General features: G+C 58.6%; 14 protein-coding genes and 1 pseudogene. 10 read left to right on the top strand and 5 right to left on the bottom strand.

What is annotated here, in order from left to right; genetic code table 11:
- Window positions 1–2 precede the first annotated feature (2 nt).
- Genes hutU through hutI form a run of 4 tightly spaced genes read right to left on the bottom strand, consistent with a single transcriptional unit; the run spans window position 3 to window position 5,219 of the window.
- Window positions 3–1,685, bottom strand: coding sequence for a urocanate hydratase (hutU, locus tag NOR97_RS18765; RefSeq protein ID WP_257601018.1), 1,683 nt, complete (start codon window positions 1,683–1,685; stop codon window positions 3–5).
- On the bottom strand, window positions 1,682–2,476 hold the full coding sequence (gene hutG / locus NOR97_RS18770; protein ID WP_257601019.1) for an N-formylglutamate deformylase: 795 nt from the start codon (window positions 2,474–2,476) through the stop codon (window positions 1,682–1,684). Before hutG ends, hutU begins: the two co-directional genes overlap by 4 nt.
- Complete coding sequence (gene hutH, locus NOR97_RS18775; RefSeq protein ID WP_257601020.1) at window positions 2,473–4,011, bottom strand: histidine ammonia-lyase; 1,539 nt, start codon at window positions 4,009–4,011, stop codon at window positions 2,473–2,475. Before hutH ends, hutG begins: the two co-directional genes overlap by 4 nt.
- On the bottom strand, window positions 4,008–5,219 hold the full coding sequence (hutI, locus tag NOR97_RS18780) for an imidazolonepropionase (protein WP_257601021.1): 1,212 nt from the start codon (window positions 5,217–5,219) through the stop codon (window positions 4,008–4,010). The genes hutH and hutI overlap by 4 nt, the downstream gene beginning before the upstream one ends.
- Before the next feature lie 82 nt (window positions 5,220–5,301).
- Between hutI and NOR97_RS18785 the strand changes: the two genes are divergently transcribed.
- From NOR97_RS18785 to NOR97_RS18800, 4 genes and pseudogenes are all read left to right on the top strand, one after another.
- Window positions 5,302–6,663, top strand: coding sequence for a formimidoylglutamate deiminase (locus NOR97_RS18785; RefSeq protein ID WP_257601022.1), 1,362 nt, complete (start codon window positions 5,302–5,304; stop codon window positions 6,661–6,663).
- 78 nt (window positions 6,664–6,741) lie between these two features.
- On the top strand, window positions 6,742–7,443 hold the full coding sequence (locus NOR97_RS18790; RefSeq protein ID WP_257601024.1) for a GntR family transcriptional regulator: 702 nt from the start codon (window positions 6,742–6,744) through the stop codon (window positions 7,441–7,443).
- A gap of 159 nt (window positions 7,444–7,602) precedes the next feature.
- Window positions 7,603–8,225: pseudogene (locus NOR97_RS18795) on the top strand (hypothetical protein).
- A 202-nt stretch (window positions 8,226–8,427) separates the two neighbouring features.
- Entirely contained in the window at window positions 8,428–8,607 is a 180-nt protein-coding gene (locus NOR97_RS18800) for a hypothetical protein (protein WP_257601025.1), read from the top strand.
- A gap of 106 nt (window positions 8,608–8,713) precedes the next feature.
- Here NOR97_RS18800 and NOR97_RS18805 read toward each other — a convergent pair whose 3' ends face one another.
- Complete coding sequence (locus NOR97_RS18805; RefSeq protein WP_170345300.1) at window positions 8,714–9,331, bottom strand: TetR/AcrR family transcriptional regulator; 618 nt, start codon at window positions 9,329–9,331, stop codon at window positions 8,714–8,716.
- 146 nt (window positions 9,332–9,477) lie between these two features.
- Here NOR97_RS18805 and NOR97_RS18810 point away from each other — a divergent pair, with 146 nt between their 5' ends.
- The 6 genes from NOR97_RS18810 to NOR97_RS18835 all read left to right on the top strand — a co-directional run bounded on the left by NOR97_RS18810 (window position 9,478) and on the right by NOR97_RS18835 (window position 16,588).
- Window positions 9,478–10,407 (top strand): AEC family transporter, encoded by a 930-nt coding sequence (locus tag NOR97_RS18810; protein ID WP_170345299.1) that lies wholly within the window; start codon window positions 9,478–9,480, stop codon window positions 10,405–10,407.
- A gap of 103 nt (window positions 10,408–10,510) precedes the next feature.
- The gene (gene fghA, locus NOR97_RS18815) at window positions 10,511–11,344 is read left to right on the top strand and encodes an S-formylglutathione hydrolase (protein WP_257601026.1); all 834 of its coding nucleotides are present in this window, start codon (window positions 10,511–10,513) and stop codon (window positions 11,342–11,344) included.
- A 3-nt stretch (window positions 11,345–11,347) separates the two neighbouring features.
- Complete coding sequence (gene sthA / locus NOR97_RS18820) at window positions 11,348–12,805, top strand: Si-specific NAD(P)(+) transhydrogenase (protein WP_170345297.1); 1,458 nt, start codon at window positions 11,348–11,350, stop codon at window positions 12,803–12,805.
- Window positions 12,802–13,257 (top strand): YaiI/YqxD family protein, encoded by a 456-nt coding sequence (locus NOR97_RS18825; protein WP_170345296.1) that lies wholly within the window; start codon window positions 12,802–12,804, stop codon window positions 13,255–13,257. The genes sthA and NOR97_RS18825 overlap by 4 nt, the downstream gene beginning before the upstream one ends.
- Before the next feature lie 121 nt (window positions 13,258–13,378).
- Window positions 13,379–14,473: an S-methyl-5-thioribose-1-phosphate isomerase gene (gene mtnA, locus NOR97_RS18830; RefSeq protein ID WP_257601027.1), complete on the top strand. Its 1,095-nt coding sequence runs from the start codon at window positions 13,379–13,381 to the stop codon at window positions 14,471–14,473.
- Between the two features lie 75 nt (window positions 14,474–14,548).
- A complete protein-coding gene (locus NOR97_RS18835) occupies window positions 14,549–16,588 on the top strand; it encodes a bifunctional aldolase/short-chain dehydrogenase (protein ID WP_257601028.1) in 2,040 nt (679 codons plus the stop codon).
- Window positions 16,589–16,614: the final 26 nt, after the last annotated feature.

The following is a 16,614-nucleotide window of genomic DNA, read 5'->3' on the forward strand; positions in this document are numbered from 1 at the left end:
AATCAGCCCAAAATCCCCGGCAGACGCAGCCCGTGTTCACGTGCGCAGGCCTTGGCATCCTCGTAACCCGCATCTGCGTGGCGCCAGACGCCCGAAGCCGGATCATTCCACAGAACCCGTTCGAGACGTCTGGCCGCTGCATCTGTTCCGTCGGCACAAATCACGACACCCGCATGTTGGCTGAAACCCATGCCAACGCCGCCTCCGTGGTGCAGCGAGACCCATGTCGCGCCCGAGGCGGTATTGACCAGCGCGTTCAGCAGCGGCCAATCCGACACGGCATCCGAGCCGTCCTTCATGGCTTCGGTTTCGCGGTTCGGCGACGCGACCGAACCGCTGTCGAGGTGGTCACGACCGATGACGACCGGTGCCTTCAATTCTCCATTCCTAACCATCTCGTTGAATGCCAGCCCGGCCTTGTGGCGGTCGCCCAGTCCGATCCAGCAGATCCGCGCGGGAAGGCCCTGAAACGCGATACGTTCCTGTGCCATGTCGAGCCAGTTGTGCAGATGCGTGTTGTCGGGGAAAAGTTCCTTCATCTTGGCGTCGGTTTTGTAGATATCCTCGGGATCACCCGACAGCGCGCACCAGCGGAACGGGCCGATGCCACGGCAGAACAACGGGCGGATATAGGCGGGCACGAAACCGGGGAAGGCAAAGGCGTTTTCCAAGCCTTCGTCCTGCGCCACCTGCCGGATGTTGTTGCCATAGTCTAAGGTCGGCACACCCGCGTTCCAGAAATCGACCATGGCGGCCACGTGTTGTTTCATCGACGCTCGGGCTGCCTTATCCACGGCCTTGGGGTCGCTTTCCCTCTTGTCTTTCCACTGCGCCATGCTCCAGCCCAGCGGCAGGTAGCCGTTGACCGGATCATGGGCGCTGGTCTGATCGGTCACGATATCGGGGCGCATGCCGCCCGCCTGCATGCGGCGGTAGATCTCGGGGAAAATCTCGGCCGCATTGCCCAGCAAACCGACCGATTTCGCCTCGCCCGCCCGGGTCCAGCGGTCGATCATTTCGAGCGCTTCGTCCAGCGTCTCGGCTTTTTCGTCGAGGTACTTGGTGCGCAGGCGGAAATCGATGCTGTCAGGATTGCACTCGACAGCCAGGCAACACGCCCCTGCAAAGACCGCCGCCAGAGGTTGCGCGCCACCCATGCCGCCCAGACCGCCAGTCAGAATCCACTTGCCGGTCAGGTTCCCGTCATAGTGTTGACGTCCCGCCTCGGCAAAGGTTTCGTAAGTGCCCTGAACGATGCCTTGCGTCCCGATATAGATCCACGAACCGGCCGTCATCTGGCCGTACATCATCAGGCCCTTCTTATCGAGCTCGTTGAAGTGATCCCAGTTGGCCCAATGCGGCACGAGGTTCGAGTTCGCGATCAGCACCCGAGGTGCATCGGCATGCGTCCGCACGATGGCGACCGGCTTGCCGGATTGCACCACAAGCGTTTCATCTTCCTCCAGGTCCTTGAGGCTGGCAACGATGGTATCAAAATCTTTCCACGTCCGTGCGGCACGGCCGATGCCACCGTAGACAACCAGCTCATGCGGGTTCTCGGCCACATCCGGGTGCAGATTGTTCATCAGCATCCGCATCGGGGCTTCGGTCATCCAGCTTTTGGCGTTCAGTTCGGGCCCTGTCGGGGGATAGATGTCACGGGTGTTTTTACGAGGGTCGGTCATCGGGCAAGCTCCAATGCAGTGTCGTGGATGGCGTCAAGGATATCTTTGAGCCAACGGCGCAGGCGGTCGGCTTTGTCGGTATCAAAAGTCCAGGGCGGCGCTTCGGCGCTCAGGTAAGCCGACTGAGCCAGCTCCATCTGGATCGCGTGCACCCCTTCCGAGGGGCGCCCATAGTGGCGCGTTGTCCATCCGCCCTTGAACCGCCCATTCAGAACAGCCGTATAGGGCGAGGACGCCGCGAACTCATGCGTTATGGCTTCGATTTCCGGTGCACAGGTCGCCCCATTGTTCGTGCCGATGTTCAAATCGGGCAAAGTACCTTCGAACAGAAAAGGAATATGGCTGCGGATCGAGTGGCAATCATACAGCACCGCAAACCCATGGGCCGCCTTCACGCGTTCCAGCTCGGCCTTCAGGGCGGCATGATACGGCGCATGGAAAGCTTCCCGTCGTTCGAGGATATCCTTTCCGGAAGGCGGGATGTCCCAGATGCCCTGGCCGTCGAAATCCGTCAGCGGCACAAGGGTTGTCGTGTTCTGACCGGGATAAAGCGACACGCCCGACGGGTCCCGGTTGGCGTCAATCACATATCGGTGGAAGGTCGCCCGAACCGTGGTCGCACCGGGCAGAAGTCCTTCATACAAGGTGTGAATATTCCAATCCGTATCCGTCAATGCCCTGCCCCGCGCATTCAACTTGGCCTCGATCGTGGCGGGCACATAAGTGCCGGTATGCGGCAGACCCAGCACAATGGGGCTTTCACCACGTGTGATTTCGACCGGGCCGCTCATGCGCCAAGTTCCGGCATGGCGATGCCCGTGCCTTGGGCAATCTCGCCACTGGCAATCAGGGCCGAGGCTGCTTCGATCTCGGTCGCCATATAGCGATCATCTCCCAAGGCTGGCACCTCGGCACGCAGCCGTGCCATCACGGCCTGCAACGTTTCGCTCGTGTGTAGCGGCGCACGGAATTCGACACCTTGTGTGGCACAGAGCAGTTCGACCCCCAGAATACGTTCCAGATTGGCAACCATCTGCCCCAACCGCCGCGCGCCATGAGCCGCCATCGAAACGTGATCTTCCTGATTGGCCGATGTGGGCGTCGAGTCCGTCACGCACGGATTGGCCAGATGCTTGTTTTCGCTCATCAGTGCGGCGGTCGTCACCTCGGCGATCATGTAGCCCGAATTCAGGCCCGGATTGGGCGTCAGAAACGGCGGCAGATCAAAGCTGAGCGCAGGGTCGACGATCAACGCAATGCGGCGTTGCGCAATTGCCCCGATCTCGGCCACGGCAAGCGCAATCATGTCTGCAGCAAACCCAACCGGTTCGGCATGAAAATTCCCGCCCGAAACGATCAGGCCGGTTTCCGATAGAACCAGAGGATTATCCGTCGCCGCGTTGGCCTCGATTTCCAGCGTTGTCGCGGCCTGCCTCAGCACATCCATCGCGGCGCCCACCACCTGAGGCTGACAGCGGATGCAATAAGGATCCTGAACGCGGGTATCGCCATCCCGATGGCTTTCACGAATGACCGACCCGGCCAGTAGCGCTCGCATGGTCACGCCGGCCTCGATCTGCCCGCGATGCCCGCGCAGCGTGTGGATTTCCGGTTGCAACGGGGCGGTCGATCCCATGATCGCATCCGTCGTCAGCGCCGAGGTAACCAGCGCGCTTTGCGCCGCCTGCCATGCGCCAAACAGGCCGGCCAGTGCAAAGGCCGTCGAAAACTGGGTGCCATTGATCAACGCTAGCCCTTCTTTGGGGCCCAATTCGATGGGTTGCAGACCCGCTTTGGACAGCGCAACGGCACCGGGCATCACATCGCCACCGAATTCGGCCTCACCAGCGCCCATCATGACGGCAGCCATGTGGGACAAGGGCGCAAGATCGCCCGAAGCCCCGACCGAACCCTGCGCCGGGATCACCGGGGTCACACCCTTGGACAACATCCCTTCCAGCAGGGTGATCACCTCTGGCCGAACCCCCGAGGCCCCGCGACCAAGGCTCAGCAACTTCAGAACCATCATCAACCTTGCGTGGTTGCGCGGGATCGCAGGGCCCACACCGCAGCAATGGCTGAGGATCAGGTTGCGCTGCAAGGTTGCTGTGTCCTCGGCCGCGATTTTGACGCTGGCCAGTTTCCCGAACCCTGTGTTCACGCCATATACGGCGGCCTCTCCCGCCGCCGCATCGGCGATGCGCTTGTGCGCTTCTTCGACGGCCGGGCGGCAGGCGGGGTCCAGTTGAACAGCGCGCTCTTCGCGAAAGACCTGTTCCAGCTGCGACAGGGTAACGGTGCCCGGGGTAAGGGTGAGCGTCGTCAAAATACACCTCCGAATATGCGAGTATGAAGAGGGTTGAAGCCGATGCGATAGGCCAGTTCCGCAGGGTGTTCGACATTCCAAACCGCCAGATCGGCGCGATGCCCGACTGAGATCTGACCGCAGTCAGCCAACCCGAGAGCGCGGGCTGCGTGGGTCGTTACGCCCTTAAGGGCCTCCTCTGGCGTCATGCGAAACAGGGTGCAGCCCATGTTCATCGCAAGCAGCAACGAGGTCATCGGCGCCGAACCGGGGTTGCAATCCGTAGCAAGCGCCATGGGCACACCGTGCTGGCGCAACAGGTCAATCGGTGGCGCCTGTGTTTCGCGCAGCGTGTAGAACGCACCCGGCAAAATGACGCCTACGGTTCCGGCCCGCGCCATGGCCTGAACACCTGCTTCGTCAAGGTATTCTATATGATCTGCCGAAAGCGCGCCGTATCCGGCAGCCAGTTTTGCGCCGCCCAAATTCGACAATTGCTCGGCGTGGATCTTGATCGGCAGGCCAAGATCTGTCGCGACTTCAAACAGTGGGATCAACTCTTCGGGTTGAAAGGCGATGCCTTCGCAGAAGGCATCGACCGCATCGACCAATCCCTCGGCATGAGCGGCGCGAAGCGTGGGAATGCAGACCTGATGAATATAGTCCGACGCCCTGCCCTTATAGTCCTGAGGCACCGCATGCGCCCCCAAAAAGCTGGTCAGAACGCGGACGGGACGATGATCCGGCAACGCCCGAGCCGCGCGCAACATGTTCAATTCGGTATCGTCATCCAACCCGTAACCGGACTTCACTTCGATGACCGATACTCCTTGGGCCAGCATCGCATCAACTCGCGGCAATGCTTGCGCGACCAGTTCCTCTACGCCGGCCGCGCGCGTGGCCTTTACGGTCGAGATGATTCCACCCCCGGCGCGGGCAACCTCTTCATAGCTCGCGCCGTTCAGGCGCATTTCGAATTCTGCGGCGCGATGGCCACCGTGAACCACATGAGTGTGGCAATCGATCAACGCAGGCGTAACCAGGCGTCCACCGAGTCGAGTCCTCGGCTGATCGGCGAATCTTGAAGGAAGGTCAGCGACAGCTCCGATCCATGCGATTTGCCCGTCCTGCAACGCGATCGCGGCATTCGGAACCAAACCGTATGGCGCGCCGCCTTCGGTCATCGTTGCAGCGTCAAGATCCGTCAAAACCCGCGTTTGCGTCTGCATGTGACTCGCAACCTCCGTGCATTTCCTTCTTTTCTAGTACATTTCTATCATTTATATGTCTATGCATAAAATGAGGTGAAAAATGGCTGTCTTCGCTAATCGCGCATTGTTGAGCACCGGTTGGACTTCGAACCTGCGGGTAGAAGTCAAGGAAGGTCTGATAGCGTCGCTGCAACAGGGCGCGACGGCGCAAGATGGCGATACATGCGTCGACACTTTGCTGCCTGCGCTGGCCAATCTGCACAGCCACGCGTTCCAGCGCGCGATGGCTGGGATGACCGAATACCGCATGGCAGGACGCGACAGTTTCTGGACATGGCGGGAACTGATGTATCGTTTCACCGCGCACCTGACGCCCGATCAGGTGCAGGCGATCGCCGCACGGGTCTATATGGAGATGCAGGAAGCAGGTTACGCCTCGGTTGGTGAATTCCATTATCTGCATCACCAGCCAGACGGCACACCCTATGCCAATCTTGCAGAGCTGTCTCAGCGGATCATGGCTGCTGCGGCCGAGACGGGAATAGGGCTGACGCATCTGCCCGTACTTTATTCCTATGCGGGGGTCGGCGAGCAGCCGTTGGAAGCGGGTCAACAACGATTTGGCAATGACGTGGACCGCTATCTGGCGTTGGTCGAGCAAGCACAAGCGGCACTGGGCGATCTGCCGGATGACTGTCAGATAGGCATTGCCCCGCATTCCTTGCGCGCGACGTCACCGCAAGATCTTGCCGGGGTTCTGGACGCAAAAAAGACGGGACCTGTCCACATTCACATAGCGGAACAACCGATGGAGGTTGCGCAGGTTCACGAGGGTCTGGGCGCCCGCCCGGTGGAATGGCTGCTGAACAATGCGCCGGTAAACCAACGCTGGTGCCTCATCCACGCCACACATATGACGGAAAAGGAAACCCGCGATATGGCGGCAACCGGCGCGGTCGCGGGGCTTTGCCCGATCACCGAGGCCAATTTGGGGGATGGCCCCTTCAATGGCGCCGTCTTTCTTGAAGCCGGTGGTCGTTTCGGAGTTGGGTCGGATTCAAACATTTTGATTTCGACGACAGAGGAACTGCGTACGCTGGAGTATTCCCAACGCCTGCGAGACCTGTCGCGGAATGTTCTGGTCGAAGGGGACGGTTCGGTTGGACAGACACTGTATTGCAATGCGGCTTTGGGTGGCGCGCAAGCCCTGGGGCGCGCGGCGGGTCAGATCGCAGAAGGGATGCTGGCGGATCTTGTTGCCATTGACAGTCAGGACCCTGCGCTTTGCGCCCTGCGTCCTGAACAGTTGCTCGACGGGTTGGTCTTTGCCGCGAAGGATCACGTAGTGACAGATCTGTGGTCGGCTGGCCGCCATCAGGTACGCCGGGGCCGTCATATTGCACGGGATCGGATCGTATCTGACTATCGGCGGGCCATGGCTGATCTCATGCCGAGGCTTTGAGCTTGCTGCCGCCTTTACGGGCTGACAAAAATGGCCTCATAATACCAATATGTTTGTACGTAATTGGATGAACACCACGTGACCGATCAAAAACATCTAGGTTTCCAGGACATTCGGGACGAAGTCGTGAACCGCATTCAAACCCGTGTCTGGCCGCAGGGCAGTCTGTTGCCCACCGAGATGGAATTGGCAGCCGAATTCGGCGTTGCACGGGCGACGGTCAATCGGGCGCTGCGGGAACTTGCCGAACAAGGCATTGTCACCCGCAAACGCAAAGGTGGCACGCGTGTTGTGACCACGCCGGTAAAGCAGGCGAAGCTGCCAATCACTGTCGTTCGGCAGACCATCGAAGAAATGAATGCCGAATACCGCTATGCTTTGGTCAGCCGAACACTGATCGACTGCCCCGCGTGGTTGCAGGCAAAGCTGAGCATTCCCGAAGGCGCGCAGGTCGTCCATCTGCAATGCATGCACCACGCCGACAACCGTCCGTTCCAGTTCGAGGAACGCTGGATCAACGTCAGCACCGTGCCTCAGGTTCTCGACGAAGATTTCCTGACCACCGGGCCGAATGAATGGCTGCTGTCCGAGGTGCCGTTTTCAAACGCTGAAATTGCCTTCTCGGCGGTCCCGGCAACAGGGCATTTGCAGGAGTTCCTAGCCGTACCGCCCGGCACTCCGTTGTTTCAGCTGGAACGCACGACCTGGTTTCGCAGCGATCCCGTTACATTCGTGCGCATGACTTTCCATCAGGGATACCAGATGCGCACCACGTATTGAGGCCAACGCGCTGAACAGGTTTTTATGGTGGTGAAAACCTTACTGTTTCGAACATAGCTTCCTTACTGCAGTCATAGCCCCTTTGACCCTTCCGAAAGATGATATTTCGATCCTAAAGCCAGTCTATCCGGTCCTGTCCCGGGGTTTTGCGCGGAGGCAGTGCGGGTAAGGTTAACCAGCGGCCTGCCGCGAAAGCAGGTTGCAACGGATTTTGGATTTGGCTTCTCGACGCTGAGCCGTTTGATCCAGCAGGATCGGCGCAATCCTGAGAAGCCGTCCGCCCAGTCTGATCTCGAGCGCGAGGTCGCGGAACTGCGGAAAAAGAACCGCATGCTTAAGATGGAGAGGAGCTAAAAATTGCCACCAAGTTCTTTGCGGAGTAAAGCAAAAGAGGTTTGCTTTCATCGCCAAGACCTCCGACATCCTCCCTGTCGAGCGGCTGTGCCAGATCATGGATGTCAGTCCAAGAGGGTATCGCGCTTACCGCGATCGTCCGCTCAGCCAGAACCAGCAACTGCTATGATAACGCCGCCCGCCTCTGGAAAGAATGCTATACATGAGCCTGCCGGGCAATGGTCGAAACCTTCTTCAAGGCGATCAAAGCTGAGCTGTTGTGGCAGCAATCCTGAAAAACGTGTCGAGACACCGAGATCGCAATCTTCGAATGTTTCAACGGCTTCTACAATCGACGATGCAGGCACTCGGCCCTCGGCTGGAAAAGCCCTTTGGCCTTCAATGCAAAGGCTGCAATAGCAAGCAATCGGAGCGGCACGAAAGCGTGACGGGTCCATCCCGATGATCCGGGCTTTCGTGAAACAGCTTTTTCGCATTCATTTGCGCCTTCCAAAGCCAAACAAGCTCTACATCAGAACGAGGGACGTTTCCGGGGCAGGTCAGTTTGCCCCCTTTCGCGCAGGCCGATGTGCCCGAGGCCCGAGGTGTTATCTTTGATATCTCGGCTAACGCATTGGAAAGTGAACATACTTGCGGGATCTTTCAAAAGCCCGGGTCAAACTGAACGATCAGCAATCCGGCGAAGCGGCGGATTTGAAGTTGGACCCCGGCCAGCCCGCAGACCTGTTCGTCAACACAGGCGAACGCGCGGTGATTGCTTATCCGGCACAGCCTGTCAGCGACAGTCTGACCGGAACTTTCATCGAGTAAACGGTTTTACAAGACTTACAGCTTTAAACTGTTGTGTATCGAGTGTTTTGGTGAGTGAGCGGTGGTCTGCGCCCCTGTTCCGGGCGCGGGCCATCACTTTTGTGGGTCAGACCCCGTAACGGGCAAGAAACATGTCGACAGCCTGAGCAGCAACCTGATCTATTTCTTCCTGGGTGAAGGTGTTCTGAATGCCAAAAGCCGCCCGGGTCCAGATCCGCACTTTGCACAGTTCGGAAAACTGCTCGGCAGCGATATGTACATCATCAATGGCCAATTCGCCCTTGGCCACGGCTTTTTCCAGATACTCGGCCATCTGTCGCTGGCCATTTTGTGGCCCCGCCTCATAGAACGCGCGACCCAGTTCGGGGAACCTGTCGCGTTCGGCAACGCAGATCCTGAAAACCTGTTGCGCGAAATCTGACACAAGAAATCTGGTCAGCTGTGTCGCCGTGATCTGAAGCACTTCGCGGGCCGGCTTGGTTTCGTCGATCATCGAGATGACCCGCTCGGCCATCAGGCAGCATTCTGTTTGGGCGACTTCCATGAACAAAAGGCGCTTATCAGGGAAGTAACTGTAGAGCGTTGCTTTTGACACACCGGCTGCGCGAGCGATGTCATCCACACTTGCCCCTTCAAACCCATCCGCCATGAAAACCTCTCGAGCCCCGCGCAGAACCTGATCGAATTTCCGGCCGGTGCGCAGGATGGTGGCAGTCTGGGTCATGTCGTCTCCTCGATCGATAACTGCGCCAGTTTATAAACCGTTCGGTTTAGATACAACGATTCTCGAATATTTCAGCGAAGCTGACGATGCATTTGCTTTGATGTCGGGTACTTGCAGCGCGTTCAAACCGTGCTAGGACTTGGCCCATGGTCGAAATCTTTCTGCGCACCCTTCCGTTTTTCGCGATCATCGGCCTGGGCTTTTGGGCGGGGCGCACGCGGTTCTTCACGGCTGAAGCCACGGCCTATCTGACCAAGTTCGTCTTTTACTTTGCGCTTTCAGCGATGCTGTTTCGCTTTGCAGCCACCCTTCCCTTTGCCGAGATTTTCAATGCCCGGCTCATCCTTGGATATCTGCTGGGAACCGTGACCGTATACGTTCTGGCATCGGCCATCGCCTGGCTGCGCGGGCTCGACATCCCGACCGCCGCGGTCGAAGCTCAGTGCGCGGCCATCGGCAATGTCGGGTTCCTGGGGCTGCCCATGCTTGCTCTTTTGTTCTCCGAGGCTGCGATTGGACCCGTGATGCTGGTCCTGACCGTCGATCTGGTGGTGTTTTCATCCCTGATCGTGATCCTGATCAATGGCGGCCGTGACGGTAAATTGACCCCGACCACCTTCAAGCTGATCGGAATGGGTTTGGTCCGGAATCCCATGATCGTATCCATCTCGGCCGGTCTCATCTGGTCCTCGCTGAAAATACCTGTTCCTGAACCTCTTGGCGATTTTCTGACCATTCTCGGCGGTGCCGCAACTCCCGGAGCATTGTTCGCCATTGGCGCATCATTGGCAGGCAAGTCGGCTGAACGTGTCCAGATCGCGGCTTGGTTGAGTTTCTGCAAATTGGTGATCCATCCGGCCTGCGTCGCGGTCGCACTGCTATGGCTGATACCGATTGAAACTTTTCCGGCAACTGTAGCCATCTCTGCCGCGGCTTTACCTGTTGCGGGCAATGTTTACATGCTGGCTGCGCATTACGGCATTGCCCCGCATCGCGCGTCGGCGGCAATCCTTCTATCCACGATCGTCAGTATTCTCACCGTGCCGATGGTGATCGCCTGGGCGGGCACTTTCTGACCTTCACCTTTTCGAAAAATACTCTCACCGAAGGCGCACGGACTTTACGCCGGGTCCGCGGATCGTTAGCCATGTTGCGACTCGAAAATAAGGACGGTGCCTGATGGAAACCCTTTCGGAAAATGCCTGTTTCGGCGGTGTGCAGGGCGTGTACCGCCACGCCTCCTCGTCGTGCAAGTGTGACATGACTTTTGGCCTGTTTCTTCCAGCCGAGGCCAAAGACGGCCCGGTCCCGGTTCTTTGGTATTTGTCGGGATTGACCTGCACCCATGAAAACGCAATGACCAAAGCCGGGGCTCAGGCGTGGGCCGCGGAACAGGGAATTGCCGTGGTGTTTCCGGATACGTCACCGCGTGGCGAAGGTGTCGCGGATCATGAGGATTACGATCTGGGTCAGGGCGCGGGATTCTATGTGAACGCGACACAGAAACCATGGGCGCCTCATTTCCGGATGTGGGACTATGTTGCCGAAGAGCTGCCCGCCCTGCTGTTCGAAAACTTCGCCATCGACAGCGAACGCCAGGCCATTACGGGCCATTCCATGGGGGGTCACGGCGCCCTGACACTTGCCATGAACCTGCCGGGACGCTTCCGTTCGGTGTCAGCCTTTGCGCCGATCTCGAACCCGACCGGAGCGGATTGGGGCCGCAAACAGCTGAGCGCCTATCTCGGTGACGACGAAGCGCTTTGGGCAAAACACGATGCATCTTTGTTGATGAAGAAAACCGGTTTCGACGGTCCGATCCTGATCGACACCGGTGCAAACGATCAGTTCATGGATCTTCTGCGCCCCGAAGCATTGGCGCAAGCCATCGCCGAACGCCGCCAGCAAGCGACGTATCGCTTCCAGCCGGGTTACGATCATTCGTACTTCTTTGTGTCCACGTTTATGGAAGATCACGTCATCTTCCATGCCGAGGCCCTGTACGGAGACTGAGGAATGAGCAATTACGATTATGACCTGATCATCATAGGCTCAGGGCCTTCTGGGCGTTCTGCGGCAATTCAGGCGGGCAAACTGAAACGGCGCGTGCTGGTCATCGACCGCAAAGACCGTTTTGGTGGCGTCTCTGTCCATACCGGTACAATTCCGTCCAAGACCCTGCGCGAAACGGTGCTGAACCTGTCGGGCTGGCGCGAACGCAGCTTTTACGGGCGTTCCTACCGGGTAAAGGATCAGATCCGGGCAGAGGATCTGAAAGCCCGACTGCATATGACCCTCGACCACGAGGTCGACGTGTTGGAGCATCAGTTCAACCGGAACCACGTCGAAACTCTGGACGGTCTGGCCAGGTTTGTCGGACCGCACGAAGTAGAAGTCGCAACCGATGCCGGAGAAACAACGCGCGTGACGGCCGCGAAGTTCCTGATTGCGACAGGCACGAAAACCTATCGCCCGGATTATGTTCCGTTCAACGGCAAGACGGTGGTGGATGGTGACGAATTTCTGGAAATGGCAGAGATTCCGCGCTCGCTGGTTGTCATCGGTGCCGGGGTCATTGGTGTGGAATATGCCACGATGTTTTCAGCCCTGGACGTGCGCGTCACGCTGATTGAACCCCGCGACACGTTTCTGGATTTCATCGACAGCCGGTTGATCCACGACTTTACGCATCAGATCCGGGAAAACGGTGTCGACCTGCGTTTGGGCTCGGCTGTCGAGAAGATTGAAGACGCCGGCGAGCATGTGGAAGTGACACTCGACAACGGTCGCCACGTTCGTGCTGAAATGCTTCTGTTTGCGGCCGGACGCATGGGAGCGACGTCCAAACTCAATCTGGATGCCGTCGGGCTGGAGACGGACCATCGCAACCGGATCAAGGTCGACCGCAAGACCTATCAAACGGCTGTGCCACATATCTATGCCACGGGCGATGTGATCGGACATCCGTCGCTGGCATCGACCTCTTTGCAACAGGGGCGCGTGGCTGCCTGTCACGCGCTTGAAACGCCCACGCTGCCGGAAAGCCCGTGGTATCCGTACGGCATCTATTCAGTGCCCGAAATATCAACCTGCGGAATGTCGGAAGAAGAATTGCAGGAGCGCAACATCCCCTACGAGGTAGGTGTCGCGCGATTCCGCGAGACGTCACGCGGGCATATCATGGGGCTGGAACACGGCATGTTGAAAATGCTGTTCTCGCTCAAGACCCGCAGGGTGCTGGGTGTCCAGATCGTCGGTGAAGGCGCGACTGAACTGATTCACATCGCGCAGGCCGTGCTAAACCTGAAAGGTACGGTGGACTACTTCGTTCAGAACACGTTCAACTACCCGACACTTGCCGAAGCATATAAAATCGCGGGCCTGGATGCGTTCAACCGTATGCCCATACCCGAGGAATTCAAGGTCAAAAAGAAACCAGCGGAACCGGCAAAGAAAGAGGCGAAGAAGGCGTGACGACGCTTTATGTCGATGGCGATGCCTGCCCTGTAAAAGCCGAGGCCGAACGGGTCGCGACCCGGCACAAAGTGCCGATGGCGCTGGTGTCCAATGGCGGGCTTCGACCATCGGCCAACCCGCTGGTGCAGGTCATTGTCGTTTCCGAAGGCGCCGATGAGGCCGACAAATGGATTGCCGAACGTTGTGGAGCGGGGGATGTCGTTATTACGTCCGATATCCCTTTGGCTGCAAAATGCGTCGAAACCGGTGCGCGCGTGCTGCGCCCGAACGGTGAAACCTTCACGGCGGCGAATATTGGTCAGCAACTGGCCATGCGTGATTTGATGGCTGATCTGCGCGCGGCCAATCCGTTGGGAACCGGCGGCGGCGGGCGGCCCTTCGGCAAGGCCGACCGCTCGCGGTTTCTGGACGCCCTGGAACGGGAAATACGTGCTGCCAGAAAGGGATGATCTTTCCTTTTGCCCGATCAAATACTGACCCGAATTCCGAAACGCCCGTTTACAAGTACCTCATTAGAACGCACCCTGTGCTTGAATTCCGATCAGGCTTTTCGAATACGGAGACTGCGTTATGAAAGTAAAAGGCACCCATTATCGGTCTATTTGGTGGGACAAACCGGAAGCCGTGGTTCGGATCATCGACCAAAGGTGGTTGCCGCATGATTTTCGGGTCGTAACCCTGAAAACGCTTGATGAATTTGCAGCTGCGATACGGGATATGTGGGTCAGGGGCGCACCTTTGATTGGCGCGACCGCTGCGTTTGGAATTGCCGAGCAGATGTCTCGGGACAGCTCCGAAGCCTCCTTTGACGCCGCGTTTGACGTTTTGCATGCAACCCGACCCACGGCCATCAACCTGCGCTGGGCATTGGACAGATGCCGAGAAGCGCTGATGCCGCTTGCTCCGGGTGATCGTGCCGAGCGCGCCTGGTCGCTGGCACAGGAGATTGCAGACGAAGATGTCGAGATCAACGCCGCAATCGGCCGCCACGGGTTGGAACTGATCAAGGATATCGCCGCCCGAAAACCCGCCGGTGAGCCGGTACGGTTGTTGACTCATTGCAACGCGGGATGGCTGGCGACTGTGGATTGGGGCACGGCCACAAGCCCGATGTATCACGCGCATGACGCGGGCATCCCCCTGCACGTCTGGGTGGATGAAACCAGACCGCGCAACCAGGGCGCGCTGACATCCTGGGAATTGGGCGAACATGGCATTCCCCATCGTTACATCGTGGACAATGCCGGCGGTCATTTGATGCAGCACGGCCTGGTTGATTTGGTGATTACGGGCACGGACCGAACCACGGCCCAAGGTGATGTTTGCAACAAGATCGGGACTTATCTGAAAGCTTTGGCTGCGCGGGACAACGGTGTGCCATTTTATGTCGCCCTGCCCTCACCCACGATTGACTGGACCGTTCGCGACGGTGTGGCTGAAATCCCGATCGAGGAACGTGATGCCAGGGAAGTCACCCATGTCATGGGGGTTGATGGGCAGGGGAGTATCTCGGATGTACGCGTGACGCCGGATGGCACGGAAGGTGGCAATCCTGCCTTTGATGTCACCCCAAACCGGCTGGTGACGGGGCTTATCACCGAGCGCGGAGTCAGCGAGGCTTCTGCCGACGGGCTTGCCCGGTTGTTTCCCGAACGGGCTGGTTAACACTTTGTTTAGCACAGTCCTGAATTGTGCAATCGCCCATGCGGATCATGCACCCGCTTAACTTGCTGAGAATGAATGATGATTGAAAACTGGTACAGGGCCGACGAGGCACGGAAATGGCGGGATCGGGCCGGAACAGATCCCGCAGATCAGGAGCTGGGCGAACGTGTCTATACCTCGCGGCTGATCGGTCAGAACCCGGACCTCCTGATGCACGGTGGAGGCAACACGTCGGTCAAGCTGGAACGCCCTGATCTGTTCGGCGATCCGCAGCGCGTTCTGCATGTCAAGGGATCTGGGTGGGATCTGGACAGCATCGAGGCGCCGGGCCTGCCAGGTGTGTGGCTTGATCCTTTGATGAAACTGCGCGCATTGGACCATCTGTCAGACGCGCAGATGGTCAATGTTCAGCGCGCCAATCTGTTGGAATCGGGTTCACCGAACCCCTCTGTGGAAACACTGTTGCATGCATTTCTGCCGCATAAATATGTGGATCACACGCACGCGACACCCTTTCTGGTGCTCGCCAATCTGCCAAATGCCAAGGATGTCTGCCGCGAGATTTTTGGCGACCGATTGGGCATTGTGCCCTATATCATGCCTGGCTTCGGGCTGGCCAAAAAGGCGGCCGAGGTGTTTGACGAAAACCCGAATGTCGAAGGGCTTCTGCTGCTTCAGCACGGGCATTTTACGTTCGGCGCGACGGCGCAGGAAAGCTATGACCGGATCGTGGCGCATACCAACGAGGTTGCTGCCTATTTCGGAATGAAGGACCTGACGACAATTGGCCGTCGCGATCCGGCTGAGAATCTTGAGGTATTGCCGATCCTGCGCGGGGTCATCGCCGAAGTGGCGGCTCAACGGGATGACCCGATGCCGGTTTTTGACCTTCGCAACGGGCCGGAAGTGATGCGGTTTTTTGATCGTCCGGACATTGATACACTGGCCCAGCGGGGCATGGCGTCGCCGGATCACGTGTTGCGGACAAAAGGCTGCCCGCTTGTTTTGCGGGCGCCGGACCTATCCGGGGGACGGTCACGGATCAAGGCAAAGGTCGAAGAGTTTGCCAAAGACTATCGGGAATACTTTGAACGGCAGGCGCCGCAGGCCGACGAACCCAAGAAACTGTTGCCCCAAGACCCCAAGCATGCCTGGATCGAGGGTGTGGGGATCCTGGGAATGGGCCCGAACGCGAAGGCTGCCTCGGCAGCGGCGGATCTTGCGGAACAAAACCTGCGGGTGCGAACGGTGGGCGAAGACGCGGGCGGTTTTTTCCCCATCAATGAAAAAGATCGCTTTGATTGTGAATACTGGTCCTTGGAACAGGCGAAGCTGGGCAAAAGCTCAGCGCCTCCGCTTCAGGGTAAGATCGTGATGGTGACCGGCGGTGCTGGGGCGATAGGTCTGGCGACCGCCAAGGCCTTTGCTGATGCCGGTGCAAATGTCGTTCTGGTGGATCGGGATGAACGGGCGTTGGCAGATGCCAAATCGACCCTTGGCACGTGGCATTCGTCATATGCCTGCGACGTCACCGAGAAAGGCGCCGCAGATGCCGCGATTGCGGCGGCGATACACCGGTTTGGTGGGCTCGATGTAATGGTATCGAATGCCGGGGCCGCGACTTCGGGCGCGTTGCTGGATCTTGACGACGAGGAATTCCGAGCGGCTTTCGAGCTGAATTTCTTCGCGCACAAGGCGTTTGCGACACAGGCTGCCCGAGTGATGCAAGCTCAGGGCCGCGGCGGTCAGATCCTGTTCAATATCTCGAAACAGGCGATCAACCCGGGCCGGAACATGGGGGCCTATGGCACGCCAAAAGCCGCCACCCTGTTCCTGTTGCGCCAGTTGACACTTGAATTGGCCGAATACGGAATCCGTGTGAACGGGGTGAATGCAGATCGAATTCGGTCTGGCCTGCTGACGGATGGGTTCATTCAGGAACGCGCTGCCGCACGTGGCGTTTCCGAGGAGACCTATATGTCAGGCAACCTGCTGGGCCGCGAAGTCGAGGCAAAGCATGTCGCGCATGCCTTTGTTGCGCTGGCGCTGATGGAACGCACCACCGGTCATGTCGTGACGGTGGATGGCGGCAACACCGAAGCCGAACTTCGGTAACGCCTTTACCCGATTGGTTCCCGGCC

It is taken from the genome of Ruegeria sp. YS9, assembly GCF_024628725.1.
In the GTDB taxonomy this organism is placed as follows: Bacteria; Pseudomonadota; Alphaproteobacteria; order Rhodobacterales; family Rhodobacteraceae; genus Ruegeria; species Ruegeria atlantica_C.